The sequence below is a fragment of the Lachnoclostridium sp. genome, assembly GCF_031997925.1.
Taxonomy (GTDB): Bacteria; Bacillota; Clostridia; order Lachnospirales; family Lachnospiraceae; genus Lachnoclostridium.
In genome coordinates this window covers 205,459-224,276 of the sequence record NZ_DAMADT010000003.1, presented here as the reverse complement: position 1 = coordinate 224,276, position 18,818 = coordinate 205,459, and the positions used below count along the sequence as shown (strand labels likewise).

Here is an 18,818-nt window from a genome sequence, read left to right as displayed (position 1 = left end):
GCACCATAAGTATCACTTTCTAATACTTACGATGCTTCCTATTCCTATTTAAGCTTCACCTAACATAAATTTATCATGAACTGCTTTAATTGCCTGTTCTGTATAAGCTTCATCAATTAACACTGTTATACGTATTTCAGAAGTTGCAATCATCTTTATTGTAACACCAATATCATAAAGTGCTTCAAACATCTTTGCAGCTACTCCTGGATTACTCATCATTCCAGCACCAACGACAGAAACTTTAGCTACTGCTGTCTCAACTTCAATGTAATCACATGCAAGACTCGTATTCTTATGGCGCTTAATAACCTCTAATGCATCCTCTACTACATCTTCCGCTACTGTAAAGCTTACATCTTTGGTTCCTTCACGAGCCACTGACTGTAAGATAATATCAACATTGATATTATGATTTGCCAAATGTTGAAAGAGCTTAAATGTCACTCCCGGATTATCTTGTAAACCAATAACCGAGATTCGGGCTGTATTTTTATCTCCTGCTACGCCACTTACTAACATTTCTTCCATTCTTGTCTCCTCCTTAACAACGGTACCTTCCGACATATTCAAACTGGAACGCACTACGAGCTGTACCCCATATTTTTTAGCCATTTCAACGGATCTATTATGAAGTACACCAGCACCAAGAGACGCTAAATCAAGCATCTCATCATAAGTAATTTCATTAAGCTTTCTAGCATTCTTAACAAACCTTGGATCGGCAGTGTAAACGCCATCTACATCTGTATAGATTTCACAGGAATCTGCCTTTAATGCAGCTGCAAGAGCCACTGCTGTCGTATCCGAACCTCCACGTCCTAGAGTTGCATAGTTATCTTGCTTATCGATTCCTTGAAATCCGGTAACGATTACAATACGCTTTGCATCAAGTTCGTTGCGGATTCGCTCTGTATCAATACGTTTTAGGCGGGCATTTCCGTAAGCTGAGGTCGTATGCATTGCTACTTGAAATGCATTAAGAGATACTGCAGGAACACCGAGGGAATCTATCGCCATCGCCATAAGAGCTACCGATGTTTGCTCTCCTACTGTTAATAGCATATCTAATTCCCGCTTCTGTGGATTTGGATTGATGTCTCTTGCTTGCGCAATCAATTCATCTGTCTTTTTTCCCATGGCAGACAGAACTACTACTACCTCGTTACCTTTTTTATACTCTTCTATGCATCGCTTCGCGACATTTAATATTCTCTCTTTGTTGGCAACAGAAGTACCACCGAATTTCTTAACAATTAGCATAGATGCCTCCTAAACCTAGCTTTCCATAGAATGAATTTCTTCCTCTATTAGCCTGTTGCTTTATTTTATTAATCATCCTATTTTTAAGTGCTTGATTAACACATATTTTATGCTAGCTTAACTGAAGTAATTTGTCAATGAGCTGATACCCTTCTTTTACTAAATTTCCGCTTAATTTTGCTTCTTTTTCATTGTAGTAAGCAACTTTATTTAACTCTTTTGTACTATCATATAGCATATAAGGTACTGGATCTGAGGTATGTGTCCGTATGCTAAGCGGAGTTGGATGATCTGGCATTACAAGCATTCGATAGTCACATCCTCTTGTTTTCATTTCCTCTTTTATAATACGAATAACACGATCATCTAATGCTTCTATTGCTTTCATTTTATTCTCTAGATTTCCCTGATGTCCCATCTCATCCGGTGCTTCCACATGTACATATGCGAAATCATAACCATCTTTGCTTAGTGCTTCGACCGCAGCCATGGCTTTCCCTTCATAATTCGTGTGTAAGGTACCATCTGCTCCTGGAACTTCGATTACCTTCATACCAGCTCCTACTGCAATTCCTTTTAACAAATCAACTGCTGAAATCATTACCCCGCGTTTTCCTGTTTTCTCTTCAAATGAGGATAAGGCTGGCTTCGTTCCTGCCCCCCAAAACCAGATAGAATTCGCTTTGTTTAATCCTTTTTTCTGACGCTCCATATTAATTGGATGATTGTTTAAGATGTCAAAGCTCTTCTCCATCATTTCCTTTAATTTGTTTTCCTCAGGAAGATACTCTCCAATTACTCTACCCAGAATGTCATGTGGAGGCGTTAATTCTACCACCTCACCCTGATCCCAAATAAGGAGATGGCGGTAACTTGTGCCTAAATAATAAGAAAACTCTTCCGAACTTAATTCCTTTTTTACTGCCTCTAATAAAATGGCTGCGTCCTCTGTTGATATCTCACTCGCGCTATGATCTATGATTGTCTTTTGCCCATATGGTACCTCATCTTCTGATATCGTTACAATATTACAGCGTATTGCAATATCTGTTGGGCTTAATGGAACTCCTATGCTTAATGCCTCAAGAGGGGATCGTCCAGTATAATATATTTTTGGATTATATCCTAAAACGGCTAGATTTGCCGTGTCACTTCCTGGTTTCATCCCTTCTGGGATTGTCTGGCAAAGGCCTATCTCTGATTTCCCTGCTAGTTCATCCATGGTTTTTGTTTCTGCATACTCAAGTGGTGTCATACCATTTAAATGATCGATTGGCTCATCTGCCATTCCATCTCCAAGTACTACTATATACTTCATCTTATCCTCCATTTCTAGTTGAATCTTATGTCTTATTCTTTTTATTAATACGACAGTTGCTTTTCATAACTTAACCTAAAATAGTAACCTATATATTTGTAGGTGAAGAATGTAACCATCCTTCACCTAACGATACTCATAATAAGCAGGAGGGAACTTACTCCTCTTGTCATTCTCTCTATACATATAATACATCCCCTCAGATGTAACATGTAATCATAATTTCATGTAACAAAAAACCATTCTCCATATCACATGAAAGCATTATTCGTAACAAAAACCTTACATATAACCAGATAGCAATGCTTCATTAGCAATAACTTTATCCATTTAACAAGATAGCATTGCTCTATGTCACTAAACTTTACAGAAACAAGTAATCAATATTTATATACTTAAAATTCCACACGGATACGGTTAATTATCGATAACTTCTTCATTGCCTCTTCAAAGGCTTCTTCGGTCATCTTCTCCGTGATAAATGCATACTCTCCATCTATGTCAGGTATTGAAACAACCTTTTCAATCTTAAAAAGTTCCTTCGCAGATTCCTCTTCTCTTGCAGGTACACGAACAAAGAATTTACTCTCATAGGTACTCATATCTGCTGGATTTAGATGCTTGCTGCTCCATAATGTCATAATGTTTGTTCCCATATGCTTGGTTGCATCTACAACATCAGAAACAACTGCACTCGCTGTTGGAAGTTTTCCTGCTCCACTTCCATAGAACATAACATCACCTAATAAATTTCCCTTCACGAGAATTCCGTTAAATACACCATTTACAGAAAATAATGGATGCTTATCATTAATCATTTTAGGAGCAACCATCGCATACACCTTACCATCTACATTTTTACTGGTCGCTAATAATTTAATACTAGCATCTAATGCATTGGCATACATAATATCTTCTGCTGTTATCTTCGTAATTCCTTCTGTATAAATCTGTTCGAAATCAACATGCATTCCATATGCAAGAGAGGTAAGAATCGCTATTTTACGGCAAGCATCAAACCCTTCAACATCAGCCTCTGGATTACGTTCTGCATAACCAAGCTCTTGCGCTTCCTTAAGAACGGTCGCAAATTCAGAGCCTTGCGTTTTCATCTTCGATAAAATATAGTTTGTAGTGCCATTTAAGATACCTGTTATTTCCTCTATCTCATCTGCTGTTAACGATTGATTCAAAGGACGAATAATTGGAATACCACCACCAACGCTAGCTTCAAATAAAAAGTTAATCTTCTTTTGTTTTGCTATCTCCAATAATTCTGCTCCATGTCTTGCTACCAGTTCTTTGTTGGAGGTACAGACAGATTTCCCTTTTAATAAGCATTCCTTAACATAAGAATAAGCAGGCTCTACACCACCCATAACTTCTACAACAACCTTAACTTCTGGATCATTTGCAATTACACTAAAATCATGAGTAATGATATTCTGAACAGGATTTCCTGGAAAATCTCTTAAGTCCAGTACATATTTAATATCAACTACTTCACCAGCACGTTTTGCAATCGTTTCATAATTTGTTTTTATTACTTCATATACTCCAGAACCTACGGTTCCAAATCCTAACACTGCTATCTTCATATAAACTCCTATCTGCGTGCTTTAGCATGCATTAAAATCGAGATATCTCGCATTCCTGTACCCGCTTTAAACATAAATAAAACAATTCTTCTCGCAAAATCTACACTAACGCTTGTAAAGGCAGAGTATTTTCTATTCCCTACCTAAAATTTTTAGATTATGAATCCCATCAAGCGCTTCTATTGATTCTAACATTTGTGATAGCTCTAATGTCTGCGGCAATATCTCAATGCTTAGTGTTAGAGATGCTATACCACCAATTGGAATCGTTTGATGAATCGTCAATATATTTGCACTACTTTTTGCTATATGATTTAAAACCATCGACAATAATCCAGGAATATCATCCATCTGTAACATAAAAGTAATGGTCTTACCACGATTATTTTCATGAAATGGAAAGATATCATCTTTATATTTGTAGAAGGAACTTCTGCTTATGTCCACGGCATCCGTCGCCTCTTGTATTGTCATAACCCGCTCCGAATCCAGCAAGCGCTTTGCTTCAACTACCTTTAGTAATACCTCTGGTAACGCCTTCTTCTTCACTATATAGTATTTTTCGTCGTCCATAAGATCCCCCCATAACACCCGTTACATACCACATCCGCTTGCAGATGTGATACAGACAGGAGTTAATACTACCTTTATTCCCACTTACACTATTGTATGCGTGCTTTTTGTTTGTACTACAAGCACACATGTCCGTACTGAAAAGATATGTTACCACAATTTATCACTTTGTGCAATACATTTTCTCGAAATTATAAATTTATCGTTTAAAATCGTCAGGTCTCCCGTTGCATGTCCATTATAAAACGCTTATAATACAACTTATCAGAAGTTTGCTTTGCGCTTTTCGCACCGCAAATCCGATTATAGAAATATGTTATTGTTTCGATGATATTAGGATAGTTGAATTTTAACATATGTATGCACTTAAAATTTAATGATTCAGATATATCTATTATAATTATTTGGACGAGATGTATGAATTATTTATGGACTCACATGGAGGAACGTATGGACTTAAAATCCAGAGCAAAAAAACTTAAAACAGATATTCCAGCGGTCTTTCTTGCAATGAAGAAGAAAGAAACCCCTTGGATAGCTAAGGTAATTGCTGCACTAACAGTTGCTTATGCACTCTCTCCGATTGATTTCATACCAGATTTCATTCCCATTCTTGGGTACCTAGATGATATTATTCTTCTACCTGCTTTAGTTGCACTTACTATAAAGCTGATACCTACAGAGGTGTTTTCCGCTTGTCGTGTAGAAGCCGCTTCTATATGGCAGGATAAAAAACCTAAAAATTGGTTTTTTGCACTTCCGATTATAATATTCTGGGTACTATTAATCTTCTTACTTGTAAAATAATTTGTACTGCAACACGCTTTGCTTAGGCGAGTTTACTTCGTCTTACTGACAGGGTGAATGTACATGCCTCGAAGGATTTTAAATTAAGTACATGCCTCGAAGGATTTTAAACTAATATGAAATTGTAGTGCAACTTTATTAAAAGCGTTACCTCATAACTCTTTTTCTACTAAAAGTTATGAAGTAACGCTCTTTTTATTATTTTATTTGACTTTTCAAAACCTCAATGGCCTTCTGAAGCTGATTATCTTCATCGTGAGTAATCACTACTTTTTTCTTTAACGCTTCATTTAACTCTACTACAACATCTGGGGTAATTCCTGTTTTATGAATGCTTCTTCCATTTGGAGTAAAGTAGTTGGATACTGTTACCTTCACCGCACTACCATCAAATAATGGGAAGAGGGACTGTACAATACCTTTTCCAAAGCTCTGTGTGCCTACAATAGTACCCTTCTTATAATCCTGTATTGCACCAGCGAAAATCTCAGAGGCACTTGCACTATTGCCATTTACGATAACAGCCAATGGTACCTTTAATTCTTCTTTTGTAGTCGCATAATCTTCGGAACGAGTACCATCCTTAGTCTCCGTATAAACTAATAGACCTTTCCCTATGATACGGTCGAGCATCTTTACTGCAGAATCATATAATCCGCCTGGATTATCACGAAGGTCAATTACAAGACCTTTCATGCCTTGCTTCTCTAATTCATTAATTGCTGCCATGTACTGATCTACCGTTATTTTATCAAATTCTAGAATGCTAATATAACCAATATTATCTTTTAGCATCTCATGTTCAATGGTAGGTATCTCCACCTGACCTCTTGTAATCGAAATATCGATTGGCTCAGACTTGCCTTCTCTCATAACAGTGATTTTAACTATGGTATTTTCTTCACCTTTCATCTTATTAACTACTTTGGTAAGTTCAGTACCAGTTACCTCTTCGCCTTCCACCTTATAAAGAATATCTCCTGGAAGAATACCAGCCTTATTTGCAGGTCCATTGATAAATGGTTTTACTATAGTAATGATACCAGTATTTACATTCTGGCTAACAGTAGCACCGATACCATAATAAACGCCATTGGTAGTTTCCATAAGGGCATCGTATTCTTCTTTCGTATAGTAAGTAGAATATGGATCATTTAAGGCACTCATCATCCCCTTTAACATACCAGTTTGATAATTACCCTCATTTACATCCCATAAATAATAATTATCTACTAAATTTTTAATATACTTTAGTTTCTTTTGAAACGTTGCTTCATCAATTGCTGTAGTTTCTTCTGTTTTCGTACCATTATCTGTAGACTGTACAGATTCATTCTTGTTACCATTATCTTTTTGTGCTAAAGCATTACGATATAACACACCAAAAGAAAGGCTACAAATAATTAAGGTACAGAGCACTCCGGAGATTACCCCGGTCACAAATCTGTTTTTCATTCTACCTCCAATCCTGCGCATGACTTTGCGCATATTTTTTGTGCTAAAGATGACGCAGGTGTAAAAATACATTACAACGAATCCTACGCATGTCTCTGCGCATAATGAAATTTTGTGCCATAAATTCTTAAGGCACAAAACTTCTGATGAAAAGCCATAAAAATTCTTTCCACTTTTTATTAAGGTATGATACAAAATGCAAGCACCCTAAACTCGAATCGTACCATATGCTTACTATTATCTTATTATAATTAATTGTAACTTATGTATTTAAGTGGATCAACATAAGTTCCATTTAATACTAAACTAAAATGTAAATGAGGTCCGGTGGAAATTCCAGTTGAACCAACCTTTGCAATAACCTGCCCTTGCATAACAGTATCACCAACACCAACCAAAAGTTTGGAGCAATGTAGGTATCTAGTCTGAACACCATTACCATGATCAATCGTAATATAATTTCCTGAAGAGAGACTATAAGATGCAGCTACAACTCTTCCAGCTAAGGATGCTACAATATTTGCTCCCATCGCACCTCCAATATCGACTCCTCGGTGATAGGTACTTGCTCCTGCAGTCGGTGCATTACGATAACCGAATCTACTATAAATATTAGGATCTCCAGGTAATGGCCATATCATCTCACTTAAATCTTTATTATCCGTCTTTTCTACACTTGAAGCATCGGAGGACTGATTAGCTTGTTCCTGCTTTCTTTTCTCCTCCGCTTCTCTTTTTCTTCTTTCCTCTTCCTCTTTAGCCTTTCGTGCCTCTTCTTCGATACGTTTGCGCTCTTCTTCTTTTATATCCGAAATATTTTTTTCTTGGTTTGCAATTTCATTCGAATACTCAGCAAACAACTCCTCATTGGCACCGATTGCTTCTGTATAACGGATAATCTCCTTACCCTTCTCGGCGGATAACGCAAGCAGTGTCTCCTGTTCGTAAAGAGCACTCGCTTCAAGAGCTTCTAATTCTTCCAGTTTTGCCTGTTGATACGTTTCCTGCCTAATGATTTCTTCCTTTGTTTCAGTATAACGCTTTAACAGATTATCATCATATTCCGTTATCTTTTGGGAGTATTCAACTTGATTCAAAAATTCTACAATACTTCCTGAGCTTAAGAATACATCTAAAACATTTTCTGATCCATTCTCATAAAGATATTGTATACGTTTCTTCATCGTCTCATACTGCTTTGCTTCTGTTTCTTTTGCTACTTTAAGATCAGCTCTGGTTTTCTCAAGTTCTGATTTCGTATCCGATATTGAGGTTTCTAATTCTTCTAAATGCGTGGTAAGTTCATTTAGCTGAATATCCAGTTGCTCAATGTAATTTAAAATATCATTTTTATTCTTTTCTAAATCTGCTAATTTCTTTTCTGTATCTTTTTTCTTCTGATCTAATTCTTCTTTCTTCTGTTGTGCCTCTTTCAGCTTATCTTCATAAGTTTTATTAAAGAAAATACCATAACTTCCACTCATCGTGGCTAGCTTTGGTGTGGAAAAAGCTTTCGCTGTAATATAACTTTGACCTTGAAAGCCAATACTTACGAAAGGTACAGATAGTGCCATAACAAGACCACAGGTTAGCATGCGATATTCCCTCTGTTTTCTTTTTTGCATTACTCCTTGTTTCTTTATCGGCTTCTTTCGTTTCATCCCAACTCCTATTCCTGCGCTTGATTTATTGCGCATTAGTAGATTAATGCCAGGTTTGTTGGCATAGTTTATATGTGTGTTTGCTAAGTAAATTTATTACTTATTTGGTATTCCACTTTAATGTACTATTTCGGTATTCTTTTCCGGTAGCTATTTAAGAATTCTAATTTGATATTCTTTTTTACGTCTATTTAAATATCCTATTTTAGTAACTATTTAGAACTCCTATTATAAGCATTCTATTTTGGTCTATTAATTAATCTTTCTAAGCTGCTTCCCAAGAGTAATAAAACTACCTAAGAAACCAATACCTACTCCAATTAGCAGACATGCTGGGATTAACGTCTTAAACATCGTTCCAGTTGCTAAAAAGTCTGCTTTCTTTAACGGACTACTAAAGCTAGTCATAAGATATTTAACACCCTTATTATAAAGCACATGCAGTAAACCTAAAGGTAGTATCGCTCCCACTAATCCAATAATAATACCTTCCACAATAAATGGAGCTCTTATAAAGAAATCGGTTGCACCAATCAACTTCATAATAGAAATCTCCTGTCTTCGAACAGAAATACCCATGGTAACCGTCGTGCTAATTAAGAACACCGCAACACCTAATAATATTACAATGATTGCCGTTGTTCCAAAGGCTAAGCCTTTATTTACTCCAGATAAGACATCAGCGATTGCTTCCGAATTATTAACTTGTCTTACTCCTGGTATCGATTGGAGATATCGTACTAATATTTCCTGCATCTCCACATCATTTAAGTACACAATATAATGGGCAGAGTTCTCAAGCGGATTGTCATCGCCAAAGCTTGCCGCGTGCTCTGGATCAAGCTTTGTATTCTTATATTCCTCCCAAGCTTCTTCTGCGGATACATAATCGTATTTTGCAACTTCTGCTCTCTGTCCTATTTTCTCACCGATTAACCCTATCTCCTGTGAAGTTATGCCTTCATTAAAAAAGACAGTTACACTAACACCTTGCTCTGCATTTTTAATAATATGTTGAAAGTTCATTAGAATGCAATAGAAAATTCCAAATAAAAATAAACAGGTCGTTATCGTACCTACCGATGCTAGCGAAAACATACGGTTACGTTTTATATTTTTTGTGCCCTGTCTCACACTATAAGCTATTGTACTAATTTTTGGCATGTGCATACCCACCTTTTTTATCATCACTGATGAGAACACCATTTTTCATCGTAATGACTCTCTTTTGCATCGCATCTACAATTTCACGATTATGAGTTACTACCACAACCGTAGTTCCACGCTTATTTACTTCCTCTAACAAATGCATAATTTCCCACGAATTTTTGGGATCAAGATTTCCTGTAGGCTCGTCTGCAAGCAACATTACCGGATTATTTACCAAGGCTCTAGCAAGAGCAACCCTTTGTTGTTCTCCACCAGAGAGTTCCTTCGGATAAGATTTATGTTTTTCAGATAACCCTACGATAGAAAGCATCTTTGGGGTTTGTCTTCGTATTTCCCTTGCTGGTGATTCTATTACCCTTTGTGCAAATGCTACATTCTCAAAAACTGTACGATCAGGCAGCAAACGAAAGTCCTGAAACACTACTCCGATCGTTCTTCTATATTTACAAACCTGCCAACGCTTTAACCTAGAAAGCTCTCTTCCTGCTATAAAAATTCTTCCATCGGTTGGTTTGATTTCTTTCAGCATTAGTTTAATTAAAGTCGATTTACCGGAGCCGCTTGCTCCTACAATAAAGACAAATTCACCTTTACGAATTTCGAAGCTTATGTTATTTATTGCGTGTGTTCCCTTCTGATAATCCTTACTAACATTCTGAAATAGGATTACCGGAGTATCTATGTCTCTTAAATCCTTACTAATATCATAAGTTCCGGCCATAATTATACCCTTTCTAAGTATTCTAATATTGCCGCTGCACCAGCCTATCGTCAGACGAAGCTTACCGGAACAGCGGCAATAAAGCATTCTTTTGTTGCTGTGAATTAGTACTCCATACTCTCCATGTACTTCATGTACTTAACTACCATCAAAGCTATCTTGAAGGTAATCGCGTCCTCGAAAACACGAAGGTCTAGATTTGTACTTTTTTGAAGTTTATCTAAACGATAAACTAAAGTATTTCTATGAATATATAACTGTCTAGAAGTCTCAGATACATTCAAACTATTCTCAAAGAACTTATTAATCGTTGTTAATGTTTCTTCATCGAAATCATCTGGTGATTTGCCATCAAAAATTTCGCGAATAAACATCTTGCAAAGCGGCATAGGTAACTGATAGATTAAACGTCCGATTCCAAGATTGCTATAAGCAACTACATTACGTCCGCTATAGAAAATCTTGCCTACATCTAAAGCCATCTTCGCTTCTTTATAAGAACGAGAGACATCTTTAATTTCATTTACAATGGTACCAAAAGCTACATGAACTTTTGTCATAGCCTCAGTATTTAACATATCTAATATAACCTTAGCAGTCTTCGTTAAGTCTTCGTAATTTTCATTCTGCTTTACTTCTTTTACTAAGATAATATTCTTTTCATCTACAGCAGTAATGAAATCTTTTGTTTTTGTAGAGAATAGTCCACGAACTGTTTCTAATGCATTCGTATCCTTTTCATTCTTTGTTTCAATAATAAATACAACTCGTCTTACATCAGTCTCAATGTGAAGCTTCTTAGCGCGATTATAAATGTCTACGAGTAAGAGGTTGTCTAGGAGAAGGTTCTTAATAAAGTTATCCTTATCGTAACGCTCCTTGTAAGCAACCAAAAGATTTTGTATCTGGAAGGAAGCAATCTTACCGACCATGTATACATCATCACTATCACCTTTTACTAAGATGACATACTCCAGCTGGTGTTCATCAAACACCTTAAAAAATTGGTATCCCTGTAAAACTTGACTATCTGCTGGGGAATCCACAAATGCAAGTACTGCATTCTCATATTCGTCAGCATTGTTAATGGTACTTGCTAACGCTTTACCTTCTGTATCCATTACACAAATATCAATTCTTGTAATGGCTTTCAGGCCTTCAATTGTATTTTGAAGGATTTGATTAGAAATCATACATACACCGAACCTTTCTTTATCTTCACCACGCGGTGATTTCTTATAATGTGAAGTTTTATTTAACTATATTTTTAGTGTCGTAATACTCATTTATACTACTTGTATAAGTATCTTATTACCCATTTTAACACTCATTTCGTAGAAAGTAAACTAAATTTCTTATATAATATTTGCATTTTTTATGTATAAGTGTTAAGTTAGTATATAAAATATTTAGTTTAGTGATTAAATTAAATGGCTTTTTCAAAAAAATGTTAAGACTTTACGAAAGCATACTTTTCTGATAATTTTCCTTTGTTTTATATTTGTATTATAAAAAAAGCTTTTGTCACAAATATGGTAAGAATTACTTTTTAATTTTCCATATCACGGTAACCAACCTAGAGTGGATCAGAACAAATTAATTTATATTAGCGCAACTTCCTATAAATTAAGAAAGAGCCGTCCAATCGGACGGCTCATAACATACATAATTAGTGAGAAATAACCTGCTCAGTTTCCTTATCGAATAAATGAATCTTAGATAAATCAAGAGCAATCTGAATTGTATCACCAGGTCTAGCCTTTGTACGTGGGTTAACACGTGCTGTGATATCAAATTGATCAATTGTGAAGTATAAGAATACTTCCGCACCTAATAATTCGTATACTTTTACAGTAGCATCGATTGTGCTGTCAGGAGACTGGCTGATGAACATCTCTTCATCCTTAACATCCTCAGGACGGATACCAAGAACTACTGTTTTATCAATATAGTTGCCATCTACAAGTTTCTTAGCCTTAGCTTCTGGAACCTTGATAGAATGAGAACCAAACATTAATCTAATATCATTACCGCTCTTAACAACCTTAGCGTCTAAAAGATTCATCTGTGGAGATCCCATGAAACCAGCAACGAAAAGATTGTTTGGCTTATCGTAAAGGTTCTGTGGAGAATCTACCTGCTGAACAACACCATCCTTCATAACTACGATTCTTGTACCAAGAGTCATAGCCTCTGTCTGGTCATGTGTTACGTAGATGATAGTAGTTTCAAGTCTCTGATGTAACTTAGAGATCTCGATACGCATCTGTACACGTAGCTTAGCATCAAGGTTTGATAAAGGCTCATCCATAAGGAATACCTTTGGATTACGAACGATAGCACGACCCATAGCAACACGCTGTCTCTGACCACCAGAAAGAGCCTTAGGTTTACGATCTAATAAATGCTCGATATCAAGAATTCTTGCTGCCTCACGAACTAACTTATCAATCTGATCCTTTGGAGTCTTTCTTAACTTAAGACCGAATGCCATGTTATCATATACAGACATATGTGGGTATAAAGCGTAGTTCTGGAAAACCATCGCGATATCTCTATCCTTAGGTTCCACGTCATTCATTAGCTTATCGCCAATCCATAACTCACCAGATGTAATCTCTTCCAAACCTGCGATCATACGAAGTGTTGTGGACTTACCACATCCAGATGGTCCTACGAAAATGATGAATTCTTTATCTTCTACTTCTAAGTTAAATTCTTTAACTGCAACGAATCCATTTGGATAAGTTTTGTTAATATTCTTTAATGATAAACTTGCCATTATTAGTTCCTCCTAATTATGATTCTTTTGCGCTCTTCACGTTAACATTCATGAAAACCAAGTAAGTCATAGAATTACTTGACATGAACAATCAATTACTAACATAGGTACATGATACAACATATAACCTATAAAAACCATATCCCATTTTAACAAATTAATTTTTGCTGATTTGTGTAATTTGTATATTCTCCTTTAGGATAAGTATTTTTACTCATAAAATCTCTTGGAATCCGCTATTTTACTGTCTAAATTCAATAAAGCCCTCCCCCATCACCTCTCTTACATCACTCACAATTACGAATGCTTTTGGGTCCTTTTTGCTCACGAGGTCAAGAACACCAACCATTTCTTTCTTAGCGACTACACAAAACAGCATCTTTTTATCCTTATTAGAATACATTCCAGTAGCACTAAGTCCAGTGACTCCATGATCTAGTACATGTAAAATATCATGGGCTATCTCCTCATACTTGTCTGATATAATGTATGCTATTTTAGCGAATTTCAGACCCTCCAAGATTCCATCCGACACCTTGGCAGCGATATAGATCGCTATGATTGCATAAAGAGCAGTATGAATACCAAAGACAAAGATTCCAAAAATAATAACGGAAGCATCCACTATCATAAGAATCATAGGTACTGTAATATGCTTTATCTTTGCATGAATTAACATCGCTAAAAGATCAGTTCCTCCAGTTGTCGTCATAGTGGATAATACAAAGCCCATTCCTGTTCCACAGATTGCACCACCAAATATTGCTGCTAATAAGAAATCATTTTCAAACAAATTTTGCGTTGGAATCAAATAGATAAATACAGTTAGAGCTGCTGCTCCTAATAATGTTTTCCCAATAAATCTCTTACCCAGGATAAAATATCCCGCTATGAATAAGGGTACATTTAATATGGTATTGGTTAACCATATTGGAAGCCCCGTACCAAACGCTCTAAAGGTTAGTTCTTTGATTACAATCGCGAGGCCGGTAACTCCGCCAGTTACCATCCCCATTGGTTCAAATACCCAGTTTATAGCGATAGAAATTAAAAAGGAACCTAATATCAAAAAACAAATATCTCTTTTATTCGTTCTTTTCCCTAACCACTCCATACCCTACCAAAACTCCATGGATTCTATCTAATCCATGGAATAACTTCCTTTCACATAAATTATACTATTTGCTGTTGCTTTCATCCCACTGGCATTCGATGGTGATATATACTGATGATACAACTTTGCACTACTACTTTTTTTTGCTAATGTTCCTGAAGTTGCATTGATGAAACCCATATTCCCAAGTACCGTAGCTCCTCCACTGTAGATAATGCATTCTGTACCTTCATTTAAGTACAAACTCTTTCCTTTACTTATGTTCACCTTCTGAAATCCATTTTGCCCGGAATTACCGCCAGAAACTTCTCGTAGCCTCTGCTCCAGATAGCTTTGAGTAATTAGCGGATCCCCTGCTGAACCAGGTTCTTGTGATGCTGCACCTGCGATCATACCGAAACGAAATATTCCGGTTCCAGCCAATAATAGGATTAGTATCCCTGCTATTTTCTTTCTCATAAATGTTCCCTCCGCCAATTCTTATGTATAATATCCGCCGATATTATAACATGCTTTGATTTAAATTCCAATCTAGCCTTGATAAAATTCTTTTGCACCCTGTAAATTTATGCTATAATAAATTACGATTATCGATAAACTAAATAGAAATTATATATAGAAAGGAATTGGAGCGAAAATGAATAAAGTTGCTCTTATTACTGGCTCCTCTCGAGGTATCGGAAGAGCTATTGCTCTAAAATTCGCAAAGGAAGGCTATGCTGTTATTATAAATGGTTTAAAGGAATCAAAACAACTAGCTTCTTTACAAGAGGAGATCCTATCTCTATCCGTTCCATGCCTAAAGTTTGCTGGCGATATCAGTGATTATCACGTAGTGGAGACATTGTTTGAAGAAATTAATCGTCAGTTTGGTAAACTTGATATACTTATCAACAATGCAGGCGTTTCACACATAGGTTTATTCACAGATATGACACCAGAGGAGTGGACAAGGTTACTTCAGATTAATTTTGTTTCTGTTCTTAATACCTGTCACTTAGCAGTTCCTATGTTTGTATCTAAAAAAAGTGGACGAATTTTAAATATCTCCTCCGTATGGGGAAATTGTGGAGCTTCTTGTGAAGCTGTCTACTCCGCGACCAAGGGAGCTATAAACTCATTTACCAAAGCACTTGCTAAAGAACTAGCTCCAAGTGACATTCCAGTGAATGCTCTCGCCTGTGGTGTAATTGATACCGAGATGAATCAGTGTTTTACTGTAGAGGACCGAGAAGCGCTTTGCGAGGAAATTCCAATGGGACGAATGGCGACCACAGAAGAAGTTGCTGATACGGTATTTCGTCTTTGTGAAGGAAGTGCATACCTAACCGGACAAGTAATTACATTGGATGGTGGATGGATTTAATAATATAAAGGCTGTGTATTTAGATTTATATCTAATACAACAGCCTTTTATCCACAGGAAAGCTTGTTTTGTTACATGTTATAAACTTATTTATGGGATAGCCACATAAGTTATAGTAAAAACTTTCTGTGAAAATCCCATATTACTATAAAAAATCTTATTTCTTCTTATGCGTATTTCGAATTTTTTTACTGGAATTCTTGTTCTCTGCTTTTCTACCTTCGAACCGGCTTAATTCACTACTTTGTGCACTTCTTCCAGTCTTACTTCCAAAGCCACCTCGTGCACCCTTACTTCCTTTGCTACTTCCATTTTTCTCTCTACCATCGCCTGAATTAGTAGTTCCTCTGACATTACCTGAATTAGCAGTTCCTCTACCACTGCCTTTTCTCGCAGAATTCTTTCCTGTCTCTGCCGGCTTGCTTCCGAACTTATCCTTATCCATGTAATTTGGTCGTATCAGACACTTCTTATCATAACCAATTAAATCCGTGCGGTTTGCTAAAGTTAAAGCTTCTACTACCAAGTTATAGTTCTTCGGATTACGATACTGGATTAGAGCTCGTTGCATTGCCTTTTCGTGCGGAGACTTTGGCACATAAACCGACTTCATCGTACGAGGATCAATACCGGTATAATACATACAGGTCGAAACTGTGGATGGAGTTGGATAAAAATCCTGAACTTGCTCTGGCATATATCCGATGTCTCGTAAATATTCGGCTAAAGCAACTGCTTCCTTCATCGTGGAACCAGGATGTGAGGACATCAGATAAGGAACAACAAACTGTTTCTTTCCTACTTCTTCATTTGTCTTTTTATAACGTGCGATAAATTTCTCATAGACAGCATTTTCTGGTTTCCCCATCATAGATAGTACAGCGTCTGAGATATGCTCTGGAGCAACCTTAAGCTGACCACTCACATGATTCTCACATAATTCCTTCATAAAGGTATCGTCTTTGTCCTCAATTAGGTAATCAAAGCGGATACCAGAACGGATAAATACCTTTTTCACCTTTGGAAGTTCTCTTAACTTCTTTAGTAAGGAAAGATAATCGGTATGATCAACCTTTAGATTAGAGCATGGTTTTGGGAAAAGACACTGTTTATTTAAGCACACTCCCCTTGTATTCTGCTTTTCACAAGAAGTATGACGAAAATTCGCAGTAGGTCCACCAACGTCATTAATATAGCCTTTAAACTCAGGATCCCAAGTTAAAAGAGTTGCTTCGGATACAATGGATTCATGGCTTCTTGTTTGTATCATTCTTCCTTGATGGAAAGTTAATGCGCAGAAATTACAACCGCCAAAGCAACCTCGGTTACTGGTTAAACTAAATTTAAGTTCTTCTATCGCTGGAATTCCTCCCTGTTCCTTATAACAAGGATGGTAATCACGCATATAAGAAAGAGCATAGACACGATCCATCTCAGACTGTGTAAGTGGCTTTGCAGGAACGTTTTGCACTACATAATCACCCGATTCATAGCTTTCAACAAGACATTTTGCCGTAAATGGATCTGTGTTTACATATTGGGTATAAAAACTTCGTGCAAATACTTCCTTGTCCTTTAATATCTCTTCGTAAGAAGGTAGCATGACTGGTTCATATACGGAAGATAAGTCTCTTGCCTTATAAACAGTACCGGCAATAAAGGTTACATCCTTCACTGAAATTCCGCTATTAAGAGCATCTGCTATTTCAACAATAGAATGTTCCCCCATCCCGTACGAAAGAATATCCGCCTGGGAATCCAGTAAAATAGATCGTCTTACCTTATCACTCCAATAATCATAATGTGCAAGTCTTCTTAAAGAAGCTTCGATTCCTCCAATGATAATCGGAGCATCTTTATATACCTTACGAATTAAATTACAGTATACTATCGTTGCTCGATCAGGACGAAGGCCAATCTGCCCGCCAGGGGAATAGGCATCTGTTGCTCTACGTTTTTTCGCAACAGAATAATGATTCACCATCGTATCCATATTTCCACCACAAACTAAGAACCCAAGTCTTGGAGTCCCTAGAATCTGAATGCTATTTTCATCCTTCCAATCCGGCTGTGCAATGATACCAACCTTATAACCGTTACTCTCCAACACTCGGCTGATAATTGCAGGACCAAAAGATGGGTGATCAACATAAGCATCTCCGATGACGTAGACGAAATCGCATTGCTCCCAGCCTCTATTATTCATATCTTCTCTGCTTATTGGCAGGTAATCTTTCATCATCTTAACCTCCACTTCTGCGCACGTTCTTTGCGCATCCAAAATCTGTACCGAAGAATATACCGGTACAAATTTGGGGGTTGAAAATTTTTTTCAACCTAACCTCTATTTTGCGCATACTTTTGCGCAAAAGTAAGTTTGATCCATTATATAAAGTAAGTTTGATCCATTATATAATAGACAAAACTATCCTTAACTTAAGCTTACTACTAGCGATTCGTAAAAACCGCTTCTATCGTTAAATTTTCGGTACTTTTTTCAAAATTATTGACATCAACTCACTATAACATGAAAAACTTATGCTTTCAAGTTCTGATTCTTACCATAAATGACAGTTCTTCGTCTCTTATTCGTGGCTCTTTATAATGGAACGTACGCCTGACGATCACACGAGAAAAAAGAGGATGGAAGGAAACTCCTTACATCCTCTAAATATTATTCACGTTATTTACTCATAGATAACACATTATCTAATTCCTCAACTGGGAATGGTATCGGCGTATCATCAATACATAAATCAAAATCGCAGTGATTCGATATTGCCATCATGATTTCTGCACATTTTCTTGCATCACAAACTTGTACTTTCGCATTTCCCAGTGTTCCATAAGCAAGTGCTTCTCCCTGATAAAAATAAGGTTCGAATTTTACGTAGTTCTCTGAGATATGACTACAATACGGATTGTAATGTACATAAGAATAACGTTCGGTCATTGTACCATCTTCATTCCGTATAAGTAAGTGTTTCTTT

At 36.7% G+C, this 18,818-nt stretch carries 15 protein-coding genes and 1 pseudogene; 2 read left to right on the top strand and 14 right to left on the bottom strand.

Going from position 1 to position 18,818, the window contains the following annotated elements; genetic code table 11:
• Window positions 1-48 precede the first annotated feature (48 nt).
• The 4 genes from RTP52_RS04035 to RTP52_RS04020 form a co-directional block, all read right to left on the bottom strand.
• Window positions 49-1,263, bottom strand: a complete 1,215-nt coding sequence (locus RTP52_RS04035) for an aspartate kinase (protein ID WP_312106163.1) — start codon at window positions 1,261-1,263, stop codon at window positions 49-51.
• Between the two features lie 112 nt (window positions 1,264-1,375).
• Window positions 1,376-2,581: a cofactor-independent phosphoglycerate mutase gene (locus RTP52_RS04030; RefSeq protein WP_312106165.1), complete on the bottom strand. Its 1,206-nt coding sequence runs from the start codon at window positions 2,579-2,581 to the stop codon at window positions 1,376-1,378.
• 395 nt (window positions 2,582-2,976) lie between these two features.
• Window positions 2,977-4,179: a homoserine dehydrogenase gene (locus RTP52_RS04025; protein WP_312369339.1), complete on the bottom strand. Its 1,203-nt coding sequence runs from the start codon at window positions 4,177-4,179 to the stop codon at window positions 2,977-2,979.
• A 132-nt stretch (window positions 4,180-4,311) separates the two neighbouring features.
• Window positions 4,312-4,752, bottom strand: a complete 441-nt coding sequence (locus tag RTP52_RS04020) for an ACT domain-containing protein (RefSeq protein ID WP_312106168.1) — start codon at window positions 4,750-4,752, stop codon at window positions 4,312-4,314.
• 417 nt (window positions 4,753-5,169) lie between these two features.
• On the opposite strand from RTP52_RS04020, the gene RTP52_RS04015 reads away from it, so the two are divergent.
• Window positions 5,170-5,559: a YkvA family protein gene (locus RTP52_RS04015; RefSeq protein ID WP_330694369.1), complete on the top strand. Its 390-nt coding sequence runs from the start codon at window positions 5,170-5,172 to the stop codon at window positions 5,557-5,559.
• Window positions 5,560-5,757: 198 nt separating this feature from the next.
• On the opposite strand, the gene RTP52_RS04010 is transcribed toward RTP52_RS04015, so the two are convergent.
• The 8 genes from RTP52_RS04010 to RTP52_RS03975 form a co-directional block, all read right to left on the bottom strand.
• Window positions 5,758-7,014, bottom strand: coding sequence for a S41 family peptidase (locus RTP52_RS04010; RefSeq protein WP_312369338.1), 1,257 nt, complete (start codon window positions 7,012-7,014; stop codon window positions 5,758-5,760).
• A gap of 251 nt (window positions 7,015-7,265) precedes the next feature.
• Window positions 7,266-8,675 (bottom strand): murein hydrolase activator EnvC family protein, encoded by a 1,410-nt coding sequence (locus RTP52_RS04005; RefSeq protein WP_312369337.1) that lies wholly within the window; start codon window positions 8,673-8,675, stop codon window positions 7,266-7,268.
• A gap of 252 nt (window positions 8,676-8,927) precedes the next feature.
• A complete protein-coding gene (gene ftsX / locus RTP52_RS04000; protein WP_312369336.1) occupies window positions 8,928-9,839 on the bottom strand; it encodes a permease-like cell division protein FtsX in 912 nt (303 codons plus the stop codon).
• Window positions 9,826-10,566, bottom strand: coding sequence for a cell division ATP-binding protein FtsE (gene ftsE, locus RTP52_RS03995; RefSeq protein WP_312369335.1), 741 nt, complete (start codon window positions 10,564-10,566; stop codon window positions 9,826-9,828). The genes ftsX and ftsE overlap by 14 nt, the downstream gene beginning before the upstream one ends.
• A gap of 104 nt (window positions 10,567-10,670) precedes the next feature.
• On the bottom strand, window positions 10,671-11,759 hold the full coding sequence (locus tag RTP52_RS03990) for a PucR family transcriptional regulator (protein WP_312107353.1): 1,089 nt from the start codon (window positions 11,757-11,759) through the stop codon (window positions 10,671-10,673).
• A gap of 476 nt (window positions 11,760-12,235) precedes the next feature.
• Window positions 12,236-13,348: an ABC transporter ATP-binding protein gene (locus RTP52_RS03985; RefSeq protein WP_312102087.1), complete on the bottom strand. Its 1,113-nt coding sequence runs from the start codon at window positions 13,346-13,348 to the stop codon at window positions 12,236-12,238.
• Window positions 13,349-13,589: 241 nt separating this feature from the next.
• Complete coding sequence (locus RTP52_RS03980; RefSeq protein ID WP_312369333.1) at window positions 13,590-14,462, bottom strand: YitT family protein; 873 nt, start codon at window positions 14,460-14,462, stop codon at window positions 13,590-13,592.
• A gap of 27 nt (window positions 14,463-14,489) precedes the next feature.
• Window positions 14,490-14,921, bottom strand: a complete 432-nt coding sequence (locus RTP52_RS03975) for a hypothetical protein (protein WP_312369331.1) — start codon at window positions 14,919-14,921, stop codon at window positions 14,490-14,492.
• 178 nt (window positions 14,922-15,099) lie between these two features.
• Between RTP52_RS03975 and ymfI the strand changes: the two genes are divergently transcribed.
• Entirely contained in the window at window positions 15,100-15,828 is a 729-nt protein-coding gene (gene ymfI / locus RTP52_RS03970; protein ID WP_312102096.1) for an elongation factor P 5-aminopentanone reductase, read from the top strand.
• 157 nt (window positions 15,829-15,985) lie between these two features.
• Here the strand turns inward: ymfI and RTP52_RS03965 are convergent, their stop codons facing one another.
• A complete protein-coding gene (locus tag RTP52_RS03965) occupies window positions 15,986-18,070 on the bottom strand; it encodes a YgiQ family radical SAM protein (protein ID WP_312369329.1) in 2,085 nt (694 codons plus the stop codon).
• 441 nt (window positions 18,071-18,511) lie between these two features.
• Window positions 18,512-18,818: pseudogene (locus tag RTP52_RS03960) on the bottom strand (hypothetical protein); the annotation flags it as partial.

Coding starts and splice junctions, on each gene's coding strand:
- RTP52_RS04035 (WP_312106163.1), bottom strand. CDS start 1,263: ATGCTAATTGTTAAGAAATTCGGTGGTACTTCTGTTGCCAACAAAGAG.
- RTP52_RS04030 (WP_312106165.1), bottom strand. CDS start 2,581: ATGAAGTATATAGTAGTACTTGGAGATGGAATGGCAGATGAGCCAATC.
- RTP52_RS04025 (WP_312369339.1), bottom strand. CDS start 4,179: ATGAAGATAGCAGTGTTAGGATTTGGAACCGTAGGTTCTGGAGTATAT.
- RTP52_RS04020 (WP_312106168.1), bottom strand. CDS start 4,752: ATGGACGACGAAAAATACTATATAGTGAAGAAGAAGGCGTTACCAGAG.
- RTP52_RS04015 (WP_330694369.1), top strand. CDS start 5,170: ATGAATTATTTATGGACTCACATGGAGGAACGTATGGACTTAAAATCC.
- RTP52_RS04010 (WP_312369338.1), bottom strand. CDS start 7,014: ATGAAAAACAGATTTGTGACCGGGGTAATCTCCGGAGTGCTCTGTACC.
- RTP52_RS04005 (WP_312369337.1), bottom strand. CDS start 8,675: ATGAAACGAAAGAAGCCGATAAAGAAACAAGGAGTAATGCAAAAAAGA.
- ftsX (WP_312369336.1), bottom strand. CDS start 9,839: ATGCCAAAAATTAGTACAATAGCTTATAGTGTGAGACAGGGCACAAAA.
- ftsE (WP_312369335.1), bottom strand. CDS start 10,566: ATGGCCGGAACTTATGATATTAGTAAGGATTTAAGAGACATAGATACT.
- RTP52_RS03990 (WP_312107353.1), bottom strand. CDS start 11,759: ATGATTTCTAATCAAATCCTTCAAAATACAATTGAAGGCCTGAAAGCC.
- RTP52_RS03985 (WP_312102087.1), bottom strand. CDS start 13,348: ATGGCAAGTTTATCATTAAAGAATATTAACAAAACTTATCCAAATGGA.
- RTP52_RS03980 (WP_312369333.1), bottom strand. CDS start 14,462: ATGGAGTGGTTAGGGAAAAGAACGAATAAAAGAGATATTTGTTTTTTG.
- RTP52_RS03975 (WP_312369331.1), bottom strand. CDS start 14,921: ATGAGAAAGAAAATAGCAGGGATACTAATCCTATTATTGGCTGGAACC.
- ymfI (WP_312102096.1), top strand. CDS start 15,100: ATGAATAAAGTTGCTCTTATTACTGGCTCCTCTCGAGGTATCGGAAGA.
- RTP52_RS03965 (WP_312369329.1), bottom strand. CDS start 18,070: ATGATGAAAGATTACCTGCCAATAAGCAGAGAAGATATGAATAATAGA.